General features: G+C 60.5%; 21 protein-coding genes and 2 pseudogenes. 14 read left to right on the top strand and 9 right to left on the bottom strand.

What is annotated here, in order from left to right; all coding sequences use genetic code 11:
- The first annotated feature begins 7 nt into the window (after positions 1–7).
- Positions 8–1237: an NYN domain-containing protein gene (locus tag HNP55_RS08515; protein WP_184298223.1), complete on the top strand. Its 1230-nt coding sequence runs from the start codon at positions 8–10 to the stop codon at positions 1235–1237.
- 317 nt (positions 1238–1554) lie between these two features.
- Complete coding sequence (locus HNP55_RS08510) at positions 1555–1776, top strand: hypothetical protein (protein ID WP_221439516.1); 222 nt, start codon at positions 1555–1557, stop codon at positions 1774–1776.
- A 360-nt stretch (positions 1777–2136) separates the two neighbouring features.
- Here HNP55_RS08510 and HNP55_RS08505 read toward each other — a convergent pair whose 3' ends face one another.
- Positions 2137–2910, bottom strand: coding sequence for a hypothetical protein (locus tag HNP55_RS08505; protein ID WP_184298219.1), 774 nt, complete (start codon positions 2908–2910; stop codon positions 2137–2139).
- Positions 2911–3449: 539 nt separating this feature from the next.
- On the opposite strand from HNP55_RS08505, the gene HNP55_RS08500 reads away from it, so the two are divergent.
- Positions 3450–3698, top strand: coding sequence for a helix-turn-helix domain-containing protein (locus tag HNP55_RS08500; protein WP_184298217.1), 249 nt, complete (start codon positions 3450–3452; stop codon positions 3696–3698).
- Positions 3699–4044: 346 nt separating this feature from the next.
- Positions 4045–4185: a hypothetical protein gene (locus tag HNP55_RS08495; RefSeq protein ID WP_184298215.1), complete on the top strand. Its 141-nt coding sequence runs from the start codon at positions 4045–4047 to the stop codon at positions 4183–4185.
- Between the two features lie 90 nt (positions 4186–4275).
- Here the strand turns inward: HNP55_RS08495 and HNP55_RS08490 are convergent, their stop codons facing one another.
- On the bottom strand, positions 4276–5412 hold the full coding sequence (locus HNP55_RS08490) for a hypothetical protein (RefSeq protein ID WP_221439515.1): 1137 nt from the start codon (positions 5410–5412) through the stop codon (positions 4276–4278).
- Positions 5413–5917: 505 nt separating this feature from the next.
- On the opposite strand from HNP55_RS08490, the gene HNP55_RS08485 reads away from it, so the two are divergent.
- The 5 genes and pseudogenes from HNP55_RS08485 to HNP55_RS24835 form a co-directional block, all read left to right on the top strand.
- Positions 5918–6214, top strand: coding sequence for a transposase (locus HNP55_RS08485; protein ID WP_246448291.1), 297 nt, complete (start codon positions 5918–5920; stop codon positions 6212–6214).
- Entirely contained in the window at positions 6211–6351 is a 141-nt protein-coding gene (locus tag HNP55_RS08480) for a hypothetical protein (RefSeq protein WP_184298211.1), read from the top strand. Before HNP55_RS08485 ends, HNP55_RS08480 begins: the two co-directional genes overlap by 4 nt.
- Positions 6348–6695, top strand: a complete 348-nt coding sequence (gene tnpB / locus HNP55_RS08475; RefSeq protein ID WP_184298209.1) for an IS66 family insertion sequence element accessory protein TnpB — start codon at positions 6348–6350, stop codon at positions 6693–6695. Before HNP55_RS08480 ends, tnpB begins: the two co-directional genes overlap by 4 nt.
- 84 nt (positions 6696–6779) lie before the next feature.
- A complete protein-coding gene (locus tag HNP55_RS08470; RefSeq protein ID WP_184298207.1) occupies positions 6780–7325 on the top strand; it encodes an IS66 family transposase zinc-finger binding domain-containing protein in 546 nt (181 codons plus the stop codon).
- A 186-nt stretch (positions 7326–7511) separates the two neighbouring features.
- A pseudogene (locus HNP55_RS24835) lies at positions 7512–7685 on the top strand (integrase); the annotation flags it as partial.
- 59 nt (positions 7686–7744) lie between these two features.
- Here HNP55_RS24835 and HNP55_RS08460 read toward each other — a convergent pair.
- The 6 genes from HNP55_RS08460 to HNP55_RS08435 form a co-directional block, all read right to left on the bottom strand.
- Positions 7745–7939: a hypothetical protein gene (locus HNP55_RS08460; protein ID WP_184298205.1), complete on the bottom strand. Its 195-nt coding sequence runs from the start codon at positions 7937–7939 to the stop codon at positions 7745–7747.
- A 74-nt stretch (positions 7940–8013) separates the two neighbouring features.
- A complete protein-coding gene (locus tag HNP55_RS08455) occupies positions 8014–9708 on the bottom strand; it encodes a serine/threonine protein kinase (RefSeq protein WP_184298202.1) in 1695 nt (564 codons plus the stop codon).
- Positions 9689–10444, bottom strand: a complete 756-nt coding sequence (locus HNP55_RS08450; protein WP_184298200.1) for a hypothetical protein — start codon at positions 10442–10444, stop codon at positions 9689–9691. Before HNP55_RS08450 ends, HNP55_RS08455 begins: the two co-directional genes overlap by 20 nt.
- A gap of 8 nt (positions 10445–10452) precedes the next feature.
- Positions 10453–11286: a vWA domain-containing protein gene (locus HNP55_RS08445; protein WP_184298198.1), complete on the bottom strand. Its 834-nt coding sequence runs from the start codon at positions 11284–11286 to the stop codon at positions 10453–10455.
- A gap of 143 nt (positions 11287–11429) precedes the next feature.
- Positions 11430–12551, bottom strand: a complete 1122-nt coding sequence (locus HNP55_RS08440; protein WP_184298196.1) for a hypothetical protein — start codon at positions 12549–12551, stop codon at positions 11430–11432.
- A gap of 97 nt (positions 12552–12648) precedes the next feature.
- Positions 12649–13812, bottom strand: a complete 1164-nt coding sequence (locus HNP55_RS08435) for a DUF3800 domain-containing protein (RefSeq protein ID WP_184298194.1) — start codon at positions 13810–13812, stop codon at positions 12649–12651.
- 208 nt (positions 13813–14020) lie between these two features.
- Here HNP55_RS08435 and HNP55_RS08430 point away from each other — a divergent pair, with 208 nt between their 5' ends.
- The 4 genes from HNP55_RS08430 to HNP55_RS08415 all read left to right on the top strand — a co-directional run bounded on the left by HNP55_RS08430 (position 14021) and on the right by HNP55_RS08415 (position 21632).
- Positions 14021–14995 carry a hypothetical protein gene (locus tag HNP55_RS08430; protein WP_184298192.1) on the top strand — a complete coding sequence of 325 codons (975 nt, stop codon included), beginning with the start codon at positions 14021–14023 and terminating at the stop codon, positions 14993–14995.
- A gap of 811 nt (positions 14996–15806) precedes the next feature.
- Entirely contained in the window at positions 15807–17486 is a 1680-nt protein-coding gene (locus HNP55_RS08425; protein ID WP_184298190.1) for an AAA family ATPase, read from the top strand.
- Between the two features lie 180 nt (positions 17487–17666).
- The gene (locus tag HNP55_RS08420; RefSeq protein WP_184298188.1) at positions 17667–19241 is read left to right on the top strand and encodes an LA2681 family HEPN domain-containing protein; all 1575 of its coding nucleotides are present in this window, start codon (positions 17667–17669) and stop codon (positions 19239–19241) included.
- 330 nt (positions 19242–19571) lie between these two features.
- Entirely contained in the window at positions 19572–21632 is a 2061-nt protein-coding gene (locus HNP55_RS08415) for a hypothetical protein (protein ID WP_184298186.1), read from the top strand.
- A gap of 197 nt (positions 21633–21829) precedes the next feature.
- On the opposite strand, the pseudogene HNP55_RS08410 reads toward HNP55_RS08415, so the two are convergent.
- Positions 21830–21970 (bottom strand): annotated as a pseudogene (locus tag HNP55_RS08410) (magnesium chelatase domain-containing protein); the annotation flags it as partial.
- Positions 21971–22316: 346 nt separating this feature from the next.
- On the opposite strand from HNP55_RS08410, the gene HNP55_RS08405 reads away from it, so the two are divergent.
- Positions 22317–23075: a TorF family putative porin gene (locus HNP55_RS08405; RefSeq protein WP_184298184.1), complete on the top strand. Its 759-nt coding sequence runs from the start codon at positions 22317–22319 to the stop codon at positions 23073–23075.
- The last annotated feature ends 27 nt before the right edge of the window (positions 23076–23102 follow it).

Genomic DNA, 23102 nt, shown 5'->3' with positions numbered 1-23102 from the left:
GCACTCAGTGATCGTCAATCCGTTCGAAGAAGAGATCGAAGCGCTGGAAACCCAGCTGCGTGAAGCCAACAGCAAACTGCCTCACTGGCAGACGATGCTGGCCAACTTCCAGACATTTGACTTCGAATCTGCAAATGCCAAGTTGCACCAGTGCGAACGCGACCTCGCAGCGGCCACTGCAGCCTTGCAGGGAGCGCATGAGGCAGAGAGCGGCTTGGAGTCCGAGATCGAGCTCACCGAGCCCAAGCTTCGCATTGGCTTCAACCCACGCACCTGGTTCGCGCCTGAGAGAACCATTGCCCGACGCCACGTCGAGCAGTTACAGAAAAGCCTGAGTGCTCAGAAGCAATCCGTAGAGGATCTCAAGTCCAGGAAGTTGACTGCGGAACGCGCTTTGCGGGAGGCCAAGAGTGAAATCGACCGCGTCAGGAAGTTCGATCCGCTACTTGCCCAAGCGGCCATCGATGCCTTGCAGAAGGTGGTGGACCGCACCCGTCCGAGGCTGGACGCCATCCGAGCGCGTAACGAGGACCTGGTAGCGGCGATCGCCGGCCCTGTGCGCCAGCTCAATGAGCTGCAGCTCGAACTGAATCGCGTGCAAGACACGATCCGGCGCTGCAAAGCCTTCAAGGTAGCCCTTGAGAACTCCTTCAGCCGCAGCGACAAATGGCGTACTCACGAAGAATGCGAGCAGGCGTTTAATGATCGTGACCCCAACGCCGTCCTGGGGCGGTCGCAGTTCAAGCAGACAAAACTGGAGGAGCTAGTCGGCAAGGTTGAAAAGCAGGTGAAGGGCCTCATCAAGACCACCACCACCATCGAGCATTTCGTCATCGACGGCAACAACCTTTGCTACGACCATGGAACCTTGTTCGGGACGGCTGCCTTGGACGTCTTGGTCCCGGCCATCTCCCAGAGGTACCGCGTGACGCTCATGTTTGACAGCTCGATCCGCTACCGCTTGTCGACGAACCAGAAGGCGCTCGCCGCTCGCTACGAGCGGTATGCGAGAGTCCACATTTGCCGCAACAAGAGGGAGGCCGACGAGATCATCTTGTTGCACGCGGAAGCCCCCCGCAGCGCAGTGATCAGCAACGACCAGTATCGCGAATGGGCGAGCTCCCGTGCAGTGGTCGAAGAACGTGTGCTGTCATATGAGCTGGTCGGAGACAAGCTTTACGTGCCCGCGCTGAAGCTCAGCCTCGATGTGGACCGTTCCCAAGACGTCCGGGGTTGACAGATTGGGTTGCAGGTCGCTCAGCAACTACGTGCTGCAGGCAGCGGCCAGTTTGCACCGCACTCAGCCAGAATTGGGCCTTTGCTCCTGGAACAATGCCCTTACGAGCCGGGAGCCGACGCTGTCATTCCGGTAGGTTGTCGAGAGCGAGTAGCGGCTTGCAAGTCGCAACCCTACCGGGTCATCGAACCTGCGAACAACGCGCGCGGCATGAGTCGAGCACTTCGCCGCCGTCGCGGCAGATCTGTCAGTCTGCGCATTGAGGTCCGATATCGGCTTCAGGCCCGGGAGCGTAGGGCTATCGGTGTCCCGATTTGGTGAGCGTTTTGAACGCCATGCGCCTTGTCAATGGCGTGCGCCGCTCCACACTGTCCGTGTATTTCATCGCGGCCAGGGCGTATCCGCTGAGCCTCAGTCCTGCGCAAGAGACTTGGTTCGACGAGTGGGTCGAGGAGGTCAGGCAGAGCATTCGTGACGGTGAAACCACCTACCTCCGGGATCCGGCATATAACCGGGTGCTCTCACTGCTCTTTCCGTAGATGGCTGCGGGCTTGGCAAAGCCATTCGGCAAGCTCGGCAGCGTCAACGTCACAAAATGGGATCCTCAGAAACAGATGTTCGTTGACCCTTCAGTCCCAGAAAGACGGCGGGCACGGTTCGTAGCCGAGCAACCGCAGTCCGACAGAGCCGACGGGCCGCTGCTCGATACGAAGCCAGGGAACTGGGGGTTGACTGGCAGGGATCTCGAACAATGGAAACGACTGAATCCAGAATCGGCGCGTGCTTGGTGCAACATCCCGCCAGACGACCCTCGCTGACTGCCGAGGCAAGAAGCAAGTGAATTGCTCGCTTCGTGTGGATGGATATGCCACACCGCCTGTCGACATCGAGGGCGTGCGTTATAGCTTGGCGCCTGCGGTGGCAGCGGGAGCATCATTCAGCGACTGCATGAAGATGCGTCCGGCATCGAGGTCGACCAGTTGCGCGTAGCCGTTGCCGAGACTCTTGGCTCCGTTAGTCTGCAGGACGCCGTATTTCACTTGGAAGGCCTTGCTGCAGGAACTTTGCAGGCTGATGCCATCACCCTGGTTCACGCGTTTGAACGGCAGGGCGTTGTCGGCGCAGGCTCCTTGATAGAGTTCGAAGCCGTTCTTGGCCTTGCTGCCGTCACTCGTGCGCTGGCCATTGATCAGGATGTCAAAGTAGTCTTCTATCGCCGCGGCGCCAGCGTATTTGGAGCTCATGTCGCCGATGGTCTTTTCGTAGGCATACGTGGACGTGGTGTCGTCACGCCAGACCGCCCAGACCTTGCCATCGTTAAACAGAATCTTGACAAAGTCGTAGTTGGTTTTCTGGTCCGGATAGAACTCGAAGCGCACACCGGCGCGGACGGGCTTGCCGGTGGTTCTATTCTGCAGCGTGTACTCGGTTTGCTTTAATGCTATGACGCGGCCGCGGCTGTCCTTTGTTCCTGCTGGGAAACGTTCCTTGATGGCTGCAACTGCTTGTGCCTCGGTCATGCCTAGTTTGACGCCCAGGATGTCGAAGTTCTGGATGGATCCGTTGGTGTCGACCGCCTTGCTGGTACCCGCGTGGGCGGGGCTTAAAGCGGTGCAGGCGGCTGCGAGCGCAGCGATACAAGTCATGGATTGAAGGGGGCTGGTGAATTGCATGTTGGCTGTTTTGGTGTTGTCGTGAATGGAGGCGCCTGCGACGCAGCCGTAATCGCAACGCGCGCGGCATGTGCTGGCATCGGCAAAACTTGAGGTGATTGCGGCGGTATTTAGGATTCGGCAGGTCAGGGCTTAGTCGAAGCCGCTCTCACATCCTTTGCAGAGCCATTGAGGCCTGGGTCGTGGTCGCGGCGCGCCGATTCGGCAGCCCGATTGATGCCCGGGTCAGACGGGCTAGGTACTGCGCGTGGAACGGCAGGCTGCTGTGTCGCGGCCGTGACCGCCGGCTTCGCGGCGTCCTTGGCCGGTAGTGCGGCAGAGACACGTTGCGCGACTGAACAGAGCAGAGCCGCCGCGACGAAGACGGCGGGGTGTGGTTTCGACGTCATTCTTGACCTCCCAGGTAGTTCATGTAATGTGATTCGTGCTCGATGATGATCAGGTAGGACTTCTTATGAACCTTAATGATTCACAAAGAATACCAAATGTACTTCATGTAATGTGGAGACAGAGGTCGCCAAACTTGATGCTGTTCGACTATGCCCAGCACCAAGCCGCAACTCACCACCCGAGAGGTATTCGCCAGAAACCTTCGTCGAGCCCGTCGTCTCAAGGACTTGACTCAAGAGAGTCTGGCCTTGGACGCTGGCGTCCCGCGCGCCTACTTGAGTCGTGTCGAACGCGGCGGGATCAACCTATCGATCGATAGCGCGGATTCTTTGGCGCGTGCCATCGGCATTCCACTTCACGAATTGGTGGACCCGGCGAAATTTCAGGGCCTTGATTGAGCGCTGACGATGCACACGACTGAACCGCCCCGGTTTTTGAACTGGCCTCCAGAAGGTGGACGAACTCCAAGAGGTTTCATGAAGGAGTACAAAACGGAGCTCAAGCTAAAGGTCGTCAAGAGTTTTCTGGCTGGCGAGGGCGGCGCGAAGTTGCTGGCCGGGCGTTGATCGGCACCTGAGCTACCATGAACTGAGGCACTTGCGCGCGCCCGATCTGTCCGCGATCAGTTTGAAACGCTGTCCGCCATCACGTTGAAATGGCTGTCCGGGATTGCTGCAATCCGCAGGATGCGATCCCAATCGTGGCGTGCGAAGCCGTGTGGTGGGTGCCATGTCGAGCCTCCAGATGCCTGAACTGAATGAGGCTGGCGGCACCGAAGCGCAGATCGCCAGCATGTCGCGCTCAGTTGTAACCAGCAGAGCAGCGCATGCCGCTTTGAAAGAAATGGGCATGGCGCCAACAAAGGGAGCAAAGCGCGGTCGGTGAAAGACGCGCGGCAGCCAGCGTGCTACTTGGTCACACGATGTCGAAGAAGCCCAAGCCAACACCTCCCGTGCGGGCTAAGCGATGAATTACCTACTCTTTGCAGATTTGTGCCAATGCGTATCTCTGCGCCGTAGTCAAGGGCACATCTCTTGCTTCTGCGATCAACCCACCGTTTTCGCCATAGCGGATCAGCCCGACCTGACTCAGTTGCATTAATGGTGCCCCCAAGGCAAGCAAGGTGGTTGCGTTTGCCTTGACCGAAATGCGGCCGGATCCAACAGGAAGTTGGGCGGATGCACTGACAAATCGACGCTCAGTCGAGCCTTGTGCCGTCAGGGCCACATTGCCGACGTAAATGCCCGCAGACGCAACGTCAACCGCAAAGTCAAAAGTGACTGCATTGATGCATGTTGCCGTGGTCTTCCCGGGGGGGCCATGCCGAGTCTCAAATCGGACATCGCTGAGTGCCACCGCGCCGCCGCTAAGACCTGTCTTTAAACCCATTGCGGCGGAGGCACTCAGTGGCCCATACAGTCCTCGAAAGTTCTGTTGGGCTGCGAGCCGGTAGTCCCCAGCCTTGGCGAGGCTGACACGAGAAATGTAGACCCCCGATTCCGTGCTGATCCGGATGCCTGTCGGTGAACGCGCATTTTCCTGTGCTTCGTACGTGGCGACCCGCGCCCCGTTGGCATCGAAAACGTTCAGTTCGATTTTCCCCAAGCCTACAACCGGGGCGCCATAGTCAGTCGGCCTAAGCTCAATCAGAAACGGTTGGCCAGCAGCGACACTGGCGTCCAATTTCGTCATGCTCAGTTGGAACCGGGGGAGCAGTCGATAAGAAAACAGAATTTGAACAGTTCCTGTGGAGCGAAGGTTGCGCTCAAGACTCAAATGCCAGCGCCCTGGTGTCGCGTCTCGTAGCTCGGGCAACAGGATGGCATCGCCCAACTCAGGATGGCTAGAGACATCCCTGGAAATGATGCCCAACTCCTCTGGCGTCTTGCGCCATATCACGCGCTGCAAAGGATCAATCAAGCTAACCATCGAAATGCTGGCTGTGCTTCGCATCGAAGAAAAGCTCAAGATGTTCTCCCGCTTGTTGCCAGAGTCACCATTTGCCACCACCTCAAACTCCAGGGTTGCTCGGGCCTGATCTGCGGGAACGGTGCTTCTGATCACATGGGTCTTTGCCGATTCTGCAGGTGAAGTCTGCGCATAGGTCAACATACACGGCGATAGAGCAATGTGCATGCCCACCAAGGGGATAGAGGCAGCCCGCAGCCTGCGAACTAGGCTGCGGTCAATCAAAAGCTTCCATTGACGCATTTCTATTTCCCAATCAATATCATGGTGAGTCAGAGGCCCAGCTGCCTGCGCTGTTTGAAGCGGCCATCGCAAAGACTCGTAGCATCGAGTCTCCGAAAAACATCACACGACCACCAGCGTCAATCTATCGGAAGAAGCACTCGTCCGGGGCCGTTAAGGCTACTTAGGGTGAGTGCCATTTGCCCCCTTTGACAGCGGAGCGCCGGTCCAGGGAGCGGCTTCGCCGTGTTACTACGCGCGCGACTGATGGCCAGCCTTCATCGAGGGTCTGCTCTTGCGCGACGTGTTGAATCAAAGTAACAGTCCGACGAACCCCGTTCTTGCGCCGCCAGCGTCGGCAAGCCAGTATCTGACCTGAAGCGTGCAGACCCTTGATGGTGTGCACCAACAGGAGATGGTGCATACCATGAAGACAGTCACAGGGATCGCAGGAGAGGCGCCGCGACGTCAGCACGAGCGGTTGTTCAAAGCCAAGTTGGTCGAGCAATGCCTGATGCAGGGCGCATCGGTGGCGGCCATCGCGCTAGCCGGTGGCATCAAGGCCAACCTGCTGTTCAAGTGGAGGCGCGATCACCTGCGCACGAAGCAGCTGAGCGGTGCGGCATCGTCGTCGGCCGTGCTGGTTCCCGTGCACGTTGCTCAGAGCTCTGCCAGCGCCGCTCATTTGCAGCCGTTGGTCGTGCCGCAAGCATCGCCCCGATGACGGTGGTCACCCAGCGCGTGGCTCGAAGCTCCGGTGTCATCGAACTCGACATTGCCGGCGCCCAGTTGCGGCTGCGCGGCCCCATTGACGAGGCCAGCCTTTGCAGCGTGCTGTGTGCGCTGCGCCAGAGCGCATGATCGGCCCGCGCGCGGGCACCAAGGTCTGGCTGGCCGCAGGCATCACCGACATGCGCTGCGGCATCGACAGCCTGGCGGTCAAGGTGCAGACCACGCTGGCCGAGGATCCCTTTGCAGGCCACGTCTTCGCCTTCCGTGGCCGCCGGGGCGACCTGGTCAAGCTGCTATGGAGTGATGGCGACGGCATGTGCCTGCTGACCAAGCGCTTGGAGCGCGGTCGCTTCGTCTGGCCACAAGCCGACACGGGCAGTGTCGCGCTGAGTGCCGCCCAGTTGTCGATGCTGCTCGAAGGCATCGACTGGCGGCGGCCCGAACGCACGTGGCAGCCACGCGCTGCCGCGTAGATGCCATGCGGTGATGCTGCCGGTCGCCGGTTGACGGGACTTCTCCCGTTGTGAGCAGCAAGGTGTGCTGCGACAGTCAGGGTCATGACATCCGAAGACCTGCTCGCCAACAACGTCGCTCTCAGCGGCGAAGTGCGGCGGGCGCAGGAGTCCTTGAAGATCGCCCTGCTGACCATCGACAAGCTCAAGATCGAGCTGGCCTACCTGCGGCGCATGAAGTACGGCCGCTCCAGCGAACAGCTCGAACACGCCCAGCTTGAACTTGTCGGCGGCATGGTCGTGGTGCCCATCCCCGACCCGGTATCGAACGTCACCTCGATTGAAGCTGGCCGCAAGACGCGCCAGGACAAGGTACGCCCCGGCCTGCGCGAGTTCCCCGAGCACTTGCCGCGCCGCACCGTCGTGCACGCCCCGCCGTCGGGCCCTGATGGCGGCTGCGACTGCCGGGCTTGCGGGCGGGCGCTGCGCGAGATCGGTCAAGACTTCTCCGAAGTCTTGGACTACGAACCCGGCAGCTTCCACGTCGTGCGCCATGTGCGGCCCCGACTGGCCTGCACCAACTGCAAGACCATCGCGCAGGCGGCAGCGCCGAGCCGATCGGTGGAGCGCGGCATGGCCGGCGCAGGCTAGCTGGCCCATGTGCTGGTCAGCAAGTACGCAGACCATCTGCCGTTGTACCGGCGGTGCCAGAGCTGCTGCGTTGATCCGCATTGATACGGTGTGGCTCGCCCTCGTGAAGGGCTTCGGCGCCGCTCGGCCTCATCACGCCTACCTGTTCGCCAATCGCAGAGCCAATCGCATGAAGGTGCTCGTGTGCTGAAGTTCTTCTTCGGCATCACGCTCGGTCAGAGCGAGCTGCTGCTCAAGATGCAGACCGTGCGCGTGCCGAAGAAGCTGCCCGTCGTGCTCAGCCGCGACGAGGTCACGGGGCTGATCGCGGCAGCGCCGAACCTCAAGAGCCAGACAGCCCTGTCCGTCGCCTATGCCAGCGACGAGCCGCAGCGCAACGCCTCGGGGAGTGCGTGCAGGCGGTGGAGTTCAAGATCGGATCAGCGGGATCGATGCGCGCCGATGCCTTTTACGTCGTTGGCCTTGTCGCCGAGGTAGACGCGCTCGCTGCCCGGATGGAAGGCGTAGATTTTGACAACGTCATAGCGTGCCATGAACCATTCCATGCGCTCGGTCAGGCTCTTGTGGATGTCCGCGCGAAGTTGCGCCGGGTCGTTTTCGGTGGTCTGCGTCATGGCTCGGCTCGTGGGGTTAAATCGGCCCACCTTTCATGGAGAAGATGGGAAGACGCGCGTAGGCCAATGGCGGCCTACTTGAACAGGAACTTGAACAGCTTGGAAAGGAAGCCCTCGTGCTGCTGATGGCTGCCCGGGCTCGACGGCATCGGCGGCCGCTGGGTGTATCGAGGCTGGCCGGCCGGCGGAGCTGATGGCGCTTGATGGCCAGCCATGGGTTGCAGCGCGGTCGCCCGAATCTTCGCCAGGATGGCCTCGTTGGGCGTGAGCGGTGGCGATGTAGGCCGGGGAGTCGGCGCGGCGTATCGTGGAACTGGCGCCGAAGGCCTCGGCGCGGGCGCGGCCCTGGTGGGCATCGCTTGGTCCTTGATGCGCGCGAGGGCGTCTTGGTTGGATGCGATGGGCACACGCGAGCCGACACCTGGCCCGGCCAAGCGGCGCTGAGCCTCCGCCTCGGAGATCAACGTCATTTGCCCGTTGGCAGTGATATTGATCGACAAGTGCGTGTAGCTGAATCTGCTGGTGGTCTTGGAGTAGGGCGGGTCCATCATGCCGGTGATGCTGACCCACTTGCCCTCCCATGACTTGTCGGGACGGTTCTTCAAAACAACCATGCCCTCCGGCCAAATGGCAGCCTTGAAAATTTGGCCTCGCCAGTTGCCGAAGTTGACGAAGATGTAGGGCTTGTTGGAACCCTTGATCCTGGCGAGGTTGACCTCGACGATCCTGCCGATGACCTCGACTTTGTCGCCGACATGCTTTAAGCACTGCTCGTAGTCGGAGCCCGAGAGCACGTCATATGCGCCGATGTATCCGAGCTTCGGCGCGTTGGCGGCGGTGCCATTGAACGCAATCGCCGAGGTGGTCTGCGGGATGCTGCGGCCGGCGATGAAGTCGGCCAAGCTCGGCGCGTTGGCAATGGAGGCCATGCAAACCACCGCGAAGTTCTTGGCGTCGGCGGCCAGCGCGCTGTTGGCCGCGAGTAGCGCGAAGACCGGCGAGGAGCGAGGATCGGCGAAGTCGTTGGCCCGAAACAGGATGGCATCGACCTCGGAGTTGGTCGTGCGCCAAAGGGACTGGTCGGCGCGCAGGGCTTTGAGCGCGACGTATAGGCTAATCAGCGAGAAGCGATCGAGCGTCGGCCCAAACGGGTTGGCCGACTTGCGCTGCGGGTGTTGGAAGTTGAGGTGCCCGGCCTCGGCGCTGCCCAGGTCTTTGATCTCATCGACATACATACCGTCGTAGTCGATAAGCTGGACCGACGAGCCGCCGCCAGAAACCATGAGGTTGCCGGTTTGCAGGTCGCCGTGGGCGATGCGCTCCTTTTCCAGCATGGCCGCCATGGCCACGAGCGCGTCGGAGAGCTTGCCCAGGGCCACCGCGTTGGAGCAGTTGTCTTCGAGGAACTCGCCGAGGGTCTCGCCCTTGGCCCAGGCCATCTTGACGATGGGATATATCCCGCCATCGACGCGGATGCCCTGCGGCTGGAACTGAAAGTCCAGGAAGTAGGGCGACCTCAGCGCGGCCAGGCGCTTGGAGATGGACTGATACCGGCGCTCGAGCTCGTTGGATTTGCGGTGGAAACAGCGGACCGCGTACTTCTTCGGCCCGGCGGTGATGGTGTAGGTCAGCGCGAAGCCGCCGCTGATTGCCAGCGGCAAGCCAAAGCTCGTGGTCGAGAGCGTCCCGCCCTTGAGCTCGGCGTCGGCCAGCAGCGTCGCGTGGCGCTGAAAGGCGTTGTTGTATTGTTCAAGCGACGGGTAGGACATCGCTGCTGCTCGGGTTGGGGAAGGAGACGACGATCAGGGTCGAGTCATCAACGCGCATGCGCTTGGCCGCGCGCTCTTCGAGCACGAGCTCGGCGAGCTCCGCCTCGGAAGCCAGGCCTAGCAGCCGGCTCAAGGTGGGCTCGCCGTCCCTGACGCCGCGCAGAGTCCACTCGGCCAGGGCGTCGGTCATGCATACCAGGCGCGGAGACTCGCATGCATCTAGGTGGAACGTCTTGACGCTATTGGTCCAAAAGCCTAGCTCCGACACAAAGGCGTTGTGCTCGGACTTGGTCGCGAGCAGGGTTGGATGTTCCTTGAACCGCTCGGGGTCTGCGAAGGGCCAGGCCTCGACAAAGCGCTCGCCATCGACCAAGATGGCCACGCAGTCGCCGATGGCGAGCGTGTCCACGGTTCGGTGGGCCGAGTCGAACTCGACGCCTAGCAGGGTCGAGAAGCTCCCGCGGTCAAAGCCCGCGTGCTGCGACCAGGTCATCGCCTCGAAGTCGTGCCCCACGATGTAGTCCCGGAGCGCCTCGGCGAGCCATTCGGGGCCAAACGCGGGGTTGGCCGCGAACTTCTCCGCGAGCACCTTGGCCCAGAGGCGCGAGTTGTAGGACTCGCTGGCGCCGTCGCACAGGGCGAAGCGCGCGCCGTCCTCGGAGAATGCGCTCCGGTCCTCGTTCGAGGCGGGCTCCTGCGGCTCCTTGGGGCAGGTGCCCGCAAACTCCCGCTTCATCGGCGGGCTCAGCGCAGTTGCGACGCTCGGGTTCCGATGTCGAAGAAATCTACGATTTCAGCCGCCTCGGCGTTGAACATGAAGCCGCCCGACTCCGAGGTCACGGCGTGGCCCTTGTCCTTGGCGAAATCGACCAAGTGCTTGGGCAGCAGGCTCGACATGCGGAATAGCATCTTGGCGTAGCTGTCGGGGAGGCCGGACTCGGAGGTCGGGAAGCGGATGGGCTCGGCGCCGAGCGCGCTGACGTGGATGTTGAGCACGACGACTTCGCCATCGTTGGTCCGGATTTGGCCCAGGTGGGAGGCGACGGCTTCCGGGTCGCCGTCGGTGGACTCGCCGTCGGTGACGTGCAGCACGGTCGGCGGGTAGCTCTCCGGGTGCGCGTCGCACCAGGCGACAAGCTCCTCGGCGGCCTTGGTTAAGGCCGCGTGCATCGGCGTGCCGCCATCGGCTCGCGGTTCAAACCACACGGGGAACTTGATGCACGTCTCGATGATGCCGCCGGCACCGTCGTCCATCTTGCGCTTGCGGTCTTCCACGCGCAGTGGATTGCGTTCGATCTCGGAGATGGCGTTGAGAATTTTCCCGCCCAGGGGGCCGGCGAAGCCGTTGCCGACGGTCGTGCCGCTGTAGCCAATCACGCCGACATCGAAGTAGTCGCGCACGCCCTCGGATTTCGAGCAGCGTGTGACCAAATTGACCAAAGTACGGTTGAGCGCGTCGGCGACAAACTCAGCCTTGGAGCGGCCGGATGACATTTTGTCGGCCATGGAGCCAGATTGATCGACCACGAAAAGAAATGCGGTCGGGCTGGTCCGGCTGATCTGCGCTTGGTATGACATTCAATCCTCCTGCGTTTTGATAAAGATATGCACGCTTGGCATCATTCTAAGCAGCGTGAGGAGGGCTCCGCTCTATGGCGACTGCTGCTCGCCCCGGCCGCCAAGGCGTCTGCGCGTGAGCCTGTCGAACACCGCGCGATGGCTCAAGGGCTTGGCAACCAGTCGCGTATGACCTTCTCACCAGAAGCGGTGGTTTGCTGTTTGCTCTCGGCGGCCTTGCGTCGCTTCTTGGCCATTTCAGGCAAGTCAATGTCGAACGCAATCGTAGTCAGCTTGTCGGCGATGGCTTCCGCATGCTTCTTGGCCCACCATTCGCCGAGCATGGCCGCCATGGCATCCCTGTGGGGGCCATCGCCGCCAAAGGCCGTGGCCATGCGGGCGATCAACCGCGCGCGCCTATCCAGGCTCGCGTAGATGTAGCGCTTGGGGCCGCCTGCCGCCTTGTTGACCATGGAGATGAGAGAACTCAGGTAGAGCGCATCCCAAGCGGCATTCTTCGCCCCGTCAATGGCCTTTTCCCGATTCGGCGAGCGCAGGCTCTTCATAAGCCCGGCCTTGGGCGCGTTGATCGGCGCGAAGTAAACGCAAGCCATGGTGGCGACCTGGCCGGCGAAGAAGTAATCGCGATGCAGCCACTCCAACAGGGCCATGATCTTTTCAATGGGCTCGCCTGGATGGAGCAACTCAACCTCCGCCAGTTTGAGCACGGCGCCGTAGCCAGTGCTCCAGTCACGCAGTCCTGCCGCCAGATCGTGCGATTCGAGCGCGCGAGCTTTCTCGGGGCGCGCAAGGCGTTCAGCGCGCCCAAGGGCCACCTCGAGCCAATCGAACTTGTCGCCATGGTCGGCGGCCCGAAACCATGCAAGCTCTTGAAGCGCCGCCTCATTGCCATCCCTCCGCGCGAGCTCGTGAAATCCGATGCTTGGTTCCATGAGGATGTCGAAGAAATGAGCAAAGGCATTGATGCCGGCGATGAGCTGGGCTTCCTTGCCGATTGCCATGCCCTTGGCAATCTGAGCCATGCGGGAGGCGACGTTCCGGTCTGGAAGTAGGATCGTCTCGATCTGTTCGACTTGAAGAGACCAAACTTGGCCGATTAGGCTGTAGAGCCCATAGCTCGAAGGCTTAAAGGCGGGAACGAACGGGTCGGCGTCGGCCATCAGCGAGCAAAGCTGCTCGATGTCCTCAACCGGGAAGCCATCGGGTAAGCGAATCGCCACCTGCATCCCATCGTCTTCTGGCGTTATGTTTTGTCGCGTGTCCATGCGGAAATGCTAGCGAGGTCAGAGGTCAAACCGTCTACGGCTCAATTGCGCTTGGCGGCTGAGCTTCGTCGATGATCGGCAGGGAAAACGGCCCCGTTCAAGCGGGCGTGGCGGCATCTGGCGGCCCTAGCAGGCTTTGGACTGCAACCTGCCTGCGCTGCTCTTCCTTGGCCATGATCTCCCGCGCCGCTTCGAGCTGTTCAGGCGGCATGTCCTCAAGCGGGGGCATGTTGGCGAAGTGCTGCTCCCAACGATGTTCAATGGCCCGCAAGGACACCTCGTCAGTGTTGCCGCGATGCTTTTGGGCATAGACCAGCGGCATCAGCTCCGGGGCCATATCCTTGCCGTCGATGAGCCGCTTGAAAATCCAGAGGTAGACATCGACAAGCTCGAGTCCTGCGCTGTTGGTGCCGGCCGCGAACTCGATGGGTGTCTTGGGCATCCCCGCGAAGCTGACCTTTGGCATGCCGGGGCCTGTGGCGCCTTCGATGCCCGACGCGGCAGCGAAGAACTCCGAGAGAGTCCTCTGCGCCTTGTTGAACTCGGACTGCCGGTCCACCACAATCCTCGAGGCCCCCTTGCCGCGCTGCATGATGCGCTTGGCGATGCCGTGCATGACGAACTGGAATCCGATGATGTTGGGGCTGATCTGCTTGATGTCGTCCGCGTGATCCACGTTGTAGCCAATCGCGTCGGGGTTCTGGGCGGCCCAGGCGAGGCCGTCGCCGATCAGCTGTTGCGAGCGAGCGTCGGGGAGCTCGCCGACGCGCGCCGCGATTCGTTGGCAAACCTCGATCAACTTCCCGTTGGAGCGCGCGCGGTTTGTGTCGGTTCGGGCGGACCATGCGAGCCGGGCATCGTCCTCCTCGAACAAGGAAGCGAGCTTCAGCAGCAGGATGTATCGCAGCGGCGTCCAATAGCTGGTCCAAGTGACGGCCGGGTTCATGGCTTGGTCGAAGACTTGGTCGTAGAAGCAGATGACGGCGTGGTCCGGCTTGTTCACCCGGTAGAGGTCGAAGCGCAAGTCAAACTTCTTCTGCATGGCCACCAGCTCGCCAGCGATGGTGGCAAGCCTGCCGACGCCAAGCTGCGCAGCGTGCAGCCGGTCCACGCCAAGGCGCTTGCGCAACGGGACCAACCGCTCATCGGCCAGCACGTCGAGGTTTACGTCGCTCGATATGACCCCGTAATACAAGACGGGTTGGGTCGCGTCGAACAACTCCGAGCCCGTGTGCCCGCTCTCATCCACATAGAAAAACATGAACGCCCCTGAATTCAGTTATTGAAGAGCTCTGTGGCTCGCTTGACCGTCGTTTATAGCCGGTTCGCCGGCTGGGGCTGCCCGCCAAGGGATTGGGGGCAGACGTTTGATATGTTTGGCTCTTTGCGCTTTTATGCAGTTCATAAGCCTTGCGAGTTCACGTTGACAGGCGTTCGCAAGCGGCGCGTGCGTTTACGGAGGAGCGGCCTTGTCGAAGAAACCAGTTGGAGACGAAAAAAAAGTGGAGCGGCTTGATCTTGACCGAATGGACTCTGCTGACTCTGCTCCCAGGCCACTGAAAGTTGGCCAAGTCATAGAGCTCGAACGCCGGTTGAATGAGGGCTTGCCCATCAGCGACGAAGAGCGTCGGCAACTTGTGGCCGCCCGAGAGAAACTGCAGGAGGCGTTCCAAGGAGTGCGCGAGACCTTCTCGCGCGTCGCGGAGCAGATGAGGCCGATGCTTGCCAAGCTGCCCGACGCGATCAGGCAGTTCGGCCAATGGCAGAAGGACGTTTCCGCCCTCTTGAGTCCCGTCATCACTCAGATGGCCGCGGCATACCGCGAAATGCCTCCAAGGATTCAGGCGGCTCTATTGGAGCTGGGCAAACGCGGGTGGTATATGGACGGCCAGTTCGGTTTTTCCGAACTGTGGAAGTTGGAAGAATGGCTCGCTGCTGGCGACGTGGACAAGGTCGATGCCGCTTTGATTGCTCACTTCGAAAGCCGGCTGCCTGAAATTGAAGATGAACTGGTCAAGGCGTTGCCGGCGAGGGAGGCAATTTTGAGAGCGGCTTTCGCCGCGCACGGGCGCGGCGAATTCGTCCTCTCGGTTCCGACATTGCTCGCGCAGTCGGACGGCGTGTGCCTGGAATTGACCGGGTTCTATCTGTTCATCAAGGATCGAAGGCTCGGATTGCCAGAAGTGGCTCGACACGCCGCCGACGCTGCTCTTGACGCGTTCTCCGCCGCGCTGCTGAGTCCCTTGGCCCAAGTGTTGCCCATCAATGCGAGCGAAAGGGAGCGAGATCGCATGATTCAAGATCAGGGCCTGCCCACCTGGCGGGAGCTCAATCGACATTTGGTTTTGCATGGCGAGTCAGTTGACTACGGCACGCAGTCGAACAGTCTCAAAGCGATTGCGCTCATCAACTATTTGGTCGGCTTCGCGAAGCGGCCCGCGTAACCATGGCGATATGGTTGTCCGTGAACACAAGTTCTCCTGCTTTTCCTCCCTGAGCGGGGCCGCCAACGTCAAAGAGCACTGCCTATTGATAGTTTCTTGGCCGTGAGAAGCCGGTCAGAGGCGCGACGCGAAGGACTACTGCCATGGCACACCGGACCGTCGCATACGCGACGCCGACTTTCAGCTACTCAACGGCAGCAGTCCATGATCGCAAAAGCCGGTGGCGAGGCACTGATTGCGGTCCGAAGGTGCAATTGCGGGATCTCGCCGCAATTACCCGCAATCGGATACCGCTCTGGAGAAATGCGCTAGCGCAGACGTCGTAGGCGGATTCTCTGCAGTGCAGCCATGGCAGATGCATAGGTGGAAGGGCGGGTCCCGCCTTCTGCCATGAGGCGCAAGTGAAGCGCCGTATCGAGGTGCAGCGAGCTTGTCGGTTGTCGTGCGTCATCCCGATCGACAGCCGTACTTTTCTTGCGCTGGCGCTTTGGCATAGCGTCCACCGTACCATGGCTCGGCGTAGTTGGCGAGACACCAGCAGCCTGACGACGATGTGCCGATAGCTGACCTGTAGTCAAACGGATAGCTCGTGACGACAGGCACGTACGGTGCCGTCCGTCGTTTTTACTGTGACCTGAAATTGAATGAAAAGACAAGCTTCCGGAACCTACGTCAGGGGCGACCGCGTTCGCTGACATGCCTTTCTACTGCGTGCCGCCGATCGTGCGTGGTTGGCTATCGGTCCGCTGATGCTAGCTCATCCAGTGAGCTATCAGTTGGTTACGCTGGCCTTTTGCATGCAGAGGTCATCATGGACGGGTACCAAGACACGCATAAAGGCATCTCCGCCCCCGAGATCTATCGGGCGCTGCCCTATAGCCGGCGGCATCTGTTCCTCCGGCTGATGCCCTACAGCTGGGCCTCGCCTGAAGAGTATGTCGAGCTTCAAATCCAGACTTATCACGCGTTGAGGCCTGATCAGAACCATGAGGGTCGAGCCGCTGCGATCATGCGAATTGCGTCGTTCTACGACACCGAGTACGGCGACATGCATGAGCGATTGGAGTTCTTGATCGAAGTTGCGAACCGTGCACTCGAGCGCGAATTCTCCTTTGATGTTGTGGAATGGTCAGTCTGGGCGTATCTGTCGAGCGAAGGGGTGATCATTGATGAATATCAAGCCACCCATGAAGGGGCTGGCGTTCCGGTTCTCCAACCCAGCGATCCGGTAAAGCTGAGGCGTGCACTGGTTGCAATGCAATGGGCGTTTGAGATTCTCGAAAGGATGGCCCCCGATGCCCAGCGTGACTTGCCAGATTCAGAGGCGCGCGCTGCGATCAGGCTACTGCGTCTCTACAGCCGCTATTGCGAGCCAATAGGAGGCGGGAGCAAGCTTCGAGCGCGCGTTGATTTCTTCCGGCAGCGCGCCGAGCCGATCTGGCTCAGGCTGAGCAAATTTGAATATGCTGACCGGGACGCCGCAATCTACGGGCCTGAAGCTGTGGCTGCGCTTGCGCGCTTATTGGACGAGAACTGCCGGGCGGAAATCGCGTCTGCGGTACAGAACCCCTCTCGCGTTCTTCGACCGACACCAACCCCGCACCGGCTGATGCATACCGTCGTAGCGGGTAGCTTTCCGCCGGGCAAAGATGATGCCGACAAACTGATGCTCAAAGAGTTTGAAGTCTTGCGCAGGCCCATGCCGGTGGCCGCGTTGCCGGAGGTCGTTGACCTTGAGCTCCGGCGAACGCAGTTGCTCGATGAGTTCCTTTGGGGCTCAAACGCCATCAACTCAGTGTTCGACGAACTTGTGGGGCGACGGCAGATCGGCGCGGTCAAACTTCATTTCCAGCACATCTTGCTGACCGGCCCGGCGGGCTCCGGCAAGACGCATCTCGCGCGTCGATTGGCCGAAGTTCTTGGGCTTGAGTGCTATTCCGCGTCGCTCGCTGGAGCAAGTGATGCCATGTCGATCCTTGGCACTGCTCGGGGGTGGAGCACGGGTCAGCCGAGCCCGCTCCTGCGACCTCTCCTCAAGGGGAACGCGACGGTCCTTGTTGCGCTGGACGAAGTGGACAAAGCAGCAGACAGCGTACATGGCAGCCCCTCTGTTCAGAACGCTTTGCTGGCACTGCTTGAGCCGTCCGAGAGCAGGCATTGGCGAGACGTTTATCTGCAGGCGGAATGCGATCTGAGCAACTTCGTCTTCGTGCTGACCTGCAATTCGAGCGTTTGGCTCTCGCAAGCGCTTCGCAGTCGATTGCGAGAACACGAGATCAGGCGACCAACACGGAGAGAGCTACTGCATGTCGCTAAGTTCGTGGTTGCAGATATCGAGCGAGAGATGGACGTCCCGCAGGGCACATTCACAGGAATGCCAGTCGAGCAGCTTCTCCCAGCGTCAATATCGTCGTTGCGAGCCCTGCGCCGCGCGGTGGGCGCGGCTATGCGGCACTGGATGAGTCTTCCGGGAAATGCTGTGCGGCATTGATTGTGTGCCTAGAGGCAAGTCTGCGCTTGAAAAATGAACACGCAAAGGCGTAGGGCGCCGGCTGACGTTGAAGAGAAATACGATCAGCAACTTGCTGGGCAGGTCGATGCCATGCCGGCCTAACTCAAATCAACTGCGCTCCACCAAGCGCGGGGCGATTCACTCCCTTGAAGAGGTGCAATGTTGGATCTTGAATCGATACTAGCGCTGGAAACCCTGGAAGATGTCGAGCCGACTGAGGCTTTGGGTGCAATTGCGTTGCTGGTCGACTATGCGATGGACACAGTTGATCCGGAGATGACGACCCGGGCACTTGGGTGGGCCGATCGACTCGAGTCAAGGCTGACGGCTGACACCGATCTTGCTCTGCTGGACTACTACCGGGCCAACGCTTGGGCCAATCGCCACAACGAAGCACGCCAAGACTGCACCCGGGCATGGGCCTGGGATCAGGAACCTTTGCAGCAACAGCTATTGCTGCTCCGGCGCGCACTGAATCGCGTGACCTTTGAGGATCTCCCCAGTCATGTTCAATGCCAGATCCTCACTAATCTCGGCAATCAGCTGAGCTTTGTCGGGCGGTTTATTGAGGCGCGTGAACTGTGGTCACGTGCCGTGACTACGCTGCCGAAATTCTGGATGGCCCGGTTCAATCGAGGTAATGGCTTGATGGCGTATGCGCGGTGTCTGTACGACGACGGCCACCGATGCGCGCTTGCTTTGAGTGCTCACACGGACATGACTGATGCAATCACCGACCTTGATTCGCATCCCCATTACGGCGATCCGCGATTGAGGAGGAACTTCGTGGCAGTGGCCAGTCAGATTGCCGAGCACGTCGACCTGGCCTCCTTCGCGGCAGGGTACGACGCCGAGGGGTCTTCGCTGGGCGATGACGCGGGCGAGCAGGCCTATCGGAAGTGGTGCTTGGATCACTGCCTGTTCCTGAATCCGCTGAACGACACCGGTCCACACTCGATTGCTGCGCGTGATGTGATGCAGCTCCCGACTTTCGCGACGGCGCTCGATGAGAAGCCGGTGGTGCTGGGTCTCTTCAATCAGTTGAAGCAAGAGTTCGTCTCGGCGCGATGGCTCTACTTCGAAGGCATCACGACCCAAGGCATGCACTTTTCTGACCGGGATGTGGCGCTATACAACACGCTTGACTACCCGGCGTTGGGCTTGGCTGCGGAAAAGGTGAAGGTAACCTTTCGGATGAGCTACTCCCTCTTTGACAAGATCGCCTTCTTCCTCAACCACTATCTAAAGTTGGGCATCCCGGTGACACAGGTCTCCTTCAGGCACATCTGGCGAGACAAGAAGACCGGTGTGCTTCGGCCCGCGTTCGAGAACACCGAGAACCTGGCATTTCGTGGGTTGTACTGGTTGAGCAAGGATTTCTTTGATCCGGACTTGAAGGACACCACGGAGCCAGAGGCCCGCGCCTGCCATGACCTGCGCAATCACCTGGAACACAAGTACCTCAAGCTCCACTTGATGATGCAGCCGGAACTAGCGTCGACGTCCGAGCCCTTCGACCTGTTCAAGGACGATCTCGCGCATTCGTTGACCGTAGCTGAGTTGGAGCAACGCACTTTGCGCATGCTGAAGTTGGCTAGGTCGGCGCTGATCTACCTCCTCCTCGGCATGAACCAGGAGGAGCGCCGTCGCCGGGCAGCTACTGCTGCGGATGATCGAATGGGATCGATGCCAATCTACATGGCGGACGATATCTACAAGCAGCGCTTCGTCTAGCCAGCTTCGCGAACTCTTCAGCGAGGCCGGCCAGAGCGCTCATGTGAGTCTCCGCATTGCCAAGAATTGTTACCCGACCCCTTCTTTTCCTAGCCGCAGAAAAGCATCGTGACTGCCAGGTCTGAAAACTCCAAGCGATCTGATCCGCCTGAGCCGGTAATGGCGTGGGCCAGACGCGAGGAAGACGGCCGCATCGTCCATGTATCGATGTTCACCCGCGAAGAGAAGGGGCGGGGTTGCCGATGCCTCTGTGCTGGCTGTGGCGGACAGCTCGAGGCTGTAAATCCAGGGCGACCGGCTGAACACTTCCTAAAGCCCCGGGCCCATCGGATGTCCTTCCGCCATCACGCAGGATCTCAAGGCGGCGAGTGTCTACGCATTGCATCACGGGCGGCGCTGCTGCAACTCTGGCTCGATTCGGGGAGGTTGCAGCTGCCTGGCTATCGAGCAATCGGACGCCATAAAGGCTATCGCGGCGATGAGTACGTCAAGCAGGCCTGCGGTGACCCCATCGATGAACCCATCCAGTCGGCCATATGGATAGACACCCACAATGCGCTGATCACACTGCCGGACGGCAGACGAGTTCGGTTCCAGCTGCGTGCTGAGACATATGTCGATGCATCGGTTGATGCAATCGTCACTTTTCTGATCGATGACCCCGAGATCGCAGCCTGGGATCGTGACAAGCTCTTGTCGATGGCGCAGTTGGATGCCGACTGGGTGTGCATGGAGAAGCATTGGGACCAAGAGTCCGTCCAAGCAAAGGCAGACGCGCTGGCGTTGCAAGAAGCCGTCCTCTATTGCGACACCGAACCTGAGGCTGAAGATCAAGCGGAAGAGGTGCATTCCGAGGCTGGCGAATCACACTATTCTGATCAGGTATGGCTTGCAATGTTGACCGAAGCTGAGCGTCAGGAAACTCTTCTCCACCGTATCCTGAAGAACTTGCTAGCAGAAGTACCGCAGGTCCGTGTTGGTCCTCATGCGGTGCTAGCGACATATCACCCTAAGAGCGGGCCGGCAGTTAGCCATTGGGTTTCGCTGCCTGCGAGCGTGTTGACGCTTTCTGACGTCCGGCTCGAGCAGCATCTGGGAAATCTTGTGCCCGATGTGATTTGCCAGGCGAGCGAGGCGGCTGGTTTGTTCGATCAGTCCGAGCTGATTGTAGAAATCGCGGTTACGCATCGCGTGGATGAGATCAAGCGCGGCAAGATCAGAGCACGGGGCACGCCGTGCATTGAGCTGGATGCAACGCGCCTGGCCGGGCCGCGCAGATTGACGATCGACGCCCTGCGCAACCTCGTGCAGACCTCCCCGGAGGCGTTTACATGGATATACAACCCGAAGTTCGACGAGCGGGTCGCGCTAGAGCGGTCGCGTTTGGAACGCGAGCATGTCAGGCAGGAGCAGATCAAAGCACAGAAGGCAATTGCCGCTCTCGCTCGGGAGCGAGAAGCTCGTGCACGGGTGGAGCGTCAGCAGCAGTTTAGGAGGGAGCTCGGCGCTAAGTCGCTTGAGAAGCTAACGCGGGACTACTTCCGAGAGTTGATCAGGATCCGCAATGTGATCACGGACCCGGAATGGCGGGATGAGACGCACGAAGCCTATCTCTCAGCGTTCGCGGGCAAGGGACAGAGCTCGTTGGCCGAGATGACCCTTCAGAAGCTACTCGTGCTTCTTTACACGATGCGCAATGCTATGGGTCCAGCGCCCCGACGGCAAGGCGAAGACTTGCGCGGCACCGATGCATACCGCGCCATGGAATCCGCTGCGGCTGCGGCCGAGTTGAGTCTGCGGTGCTACCTGCCCATGCTGTTCACCTGCCTGCGGATATCCGGAGCGCGGACCCCCGACCTGGAGCTGCGAGGTCGGGTGAGCGATGAGGCTCGTAGGGTTCTGAGCTTGGTCGAGTCTGGGTCGACGACCTATGCATGCCCTCCCAAGTACGACGAGGCGCTCCGGCTGCTCTTTCCGGAGTTTGGCGAGGCGTTTTCCAATGAAGCGCGCGGCACCCTAGCGTACGCAACTCGTCGAACCAGGGAGCTTCACGAGGAACAACTAGCGCGGAACCAGGCTGAAGCACTCGCAGAAAAGCAACGTAGGGATGCGGACAAAGAGAAGCTGCGCCTGGAGCGCGAAGTCGCCCTACAGCCGGCCCTCGGCAAGAACTGGACGTTTGGGGGCGGTAAAGCCTTCGAGCAGTGGTCTCGCTATGGCGAGGTCCGAAGGCGTGTCAGCCACGATGACGTCCGCTTGATTCGCGACGCGTACGAAGCAAGGGAGCGCAATCAGTCGGTCCCTGACTTCATCCGAAGCCAACAGTACAGCTCAATTGAGAAGGTTGAAGCCGCTCTGGCCGTGTTGCGGTCAGTATTCCTGCTGGCTTGATCGAGAAGCTTGCAGCAATCGCCTTGCTGGTAAGTGCAGGCACGCCGAATGACGGGCTGAGCTCTCAGCGTAAACAGGATTTATTTTTGCTTGCACAAAGGGAGATGGGCGAGGAGGGGGCTTGGACGGGCCGGATGGTCATTTTTCAGAATCCCGGTTCCCAGGGCGCAAGGGGACGGTATTTATTCATCTAGATCATCGCGCGACTCCTTGACCTCGGTCTCGGCCAGGCCCACCAGGGTGAAGCTGGGCAGGCCGTTGGCCAGATGCACCTCCACGCTGACGGCGGCGGCGCTGATGCCGTCCAGCGAGCGGCTGTGAACCAGGGCCAGGGACATCGGCTCTACCTTTCCTTGTGCGGCATGTCGGGCCGATTCTGCCTTTTGCACGGCCTGCGGGCGAGCCCCGCTCGGCTTCGTGCGCCCATAAGCGGTGCATGCACCAAAAGAATGCGCTCGCGGGTCGCGCCCCCTCTGCTGGCTGTGCCGCGATTTGGTGAATTCTTCGCCAAGCAGGGCCGGGTCTTTTGTCATGGAGCGCGGCCCATGCTTGGCAGCGTGCCGCCAGGTCAAACCCTGTGTTGGGCGCGAGTTGGCACGGAAGCTGCAATGCCAGACGCAAACGGGCTCGGCTCGCCTTGCCTCCCTTTTTGTATTTGTCCAAAACCTTGCCAGGAGTTTCGCGATGAAGACGCTTGTGTATGCCTTGCTTGCCCTCGCCCTAGTGTCCAGCGCTCTGCCGGCCCATGCCGAAGAGGCTGGGGCAGCGGCTGCACCCGCGGCCAGCCCGCTGAGCTTCAATCTGGGCCTGGTCAGCGAGTACCGCTACCGGGGCATCGCCCAGTCGCGTTTGCAGCCGGCCTTGCAAGCCGGGGTGGACTATGCCGCGGCCAGCGGCTTCTACCTCGGCGCCTGGGGCTCGACCATCCAATGGATCAAGGATGAGCCCTACAAGGGCGGCGCCAATGTCGAGATCGATCTCTACGGCGGCTACAAGACCGAAGTGGCCAAGGGCCTGACACTGGACGTCGGCGTGCTGAGTTATGTCTACCCCAGCAACAAGCTCGACCCCAGCGCCAACACGACCGAGATCTACGCCGCCGCCAGCTTCGGCCCGCTGACGGCCAAGTACTCGCACAGCCTGAGCAATCTGTTCGGCACGGCCGACAGCAAGGGCAGCGGCTATCTGGACGTCTCGGCCAGCTTCGAGCTGGGCGAGGGCTTCACCCTGACGCCGCATATCGGCTACCAGAAGGTCAGGAACAACAGCGCTGGCAGCTATACCGATTACGCCTTGACGCTCAATAAGGACTACGCCGGTTTCAGCTTTGGCGCGGCCGTGATCGGCACCGACACCGAGGCCTACCAAGGCGGCGCCAGCCCGGATGCGCTGAAGAACCTGGGCAGGACGGCCCTGGTGCTGTCGGTCAAGAAAACCTTCTGAACTCCCATAGATCCGCGAGGAAAACCA

This window comes from Roseateles oligotrophus (genome assembly GCF_014204525.1).
Taxonomy (GTDB): Bacteria; Pseudomonadota; Gammaproteobacteria; order Burkholderiales; family Burkholderiaceae_C; genus Paucibacter_A; species Paucibacter_A oligotrophus_A.
The sequence above is the reverse complement of the archived record's forward strand: the minus strand, read 5'-3'. Positions and strand labels throughout refer to the sequence as shown.